The 255-nt window shown below is 61.2% G+C and carries 1 protein-coding gene; it reads left to right on the top strand.

Going from position 1 to position 255, the window contains the following annotated elements; genetic code table 11:
- Positions 1–28: 28 nt before the first annotated feature.
- The coding region (locus tag AC1RPV_RS08040; protein WP_481764244.1) for a hypothetical protein at positions 29–255 on the top strand (227 nt) is incomplete at its 3' end.

Here is a 255-nt window from a genome sequence, read left to right on the forward strand (position 1 = left end):
GTCGCCGATATCCCGCGTTTTCATCACCATGCTCGATCACCTCATCTGCGACTGCGACGGCGTGCTCGTCGACAGCGAAGTCATCGCCGACCGCGTGCTGCTCGACACGCTGTCCGCCACGTTCCCCAACCTCGATTTCGAAGCCGCCGCGAAGTCGGCATTCGGCCAGCAGACGTCGCGCTTCCTCACCTGCATCGAATCCCGCTTCGGCATCGAGATGCCCGCCAACTTCATCGAAACCATCGAGCACAACAT

It is taken from the genome of Dellaglioa sp. CoH-55-MRSF-9, assembly GCF_056782155.1.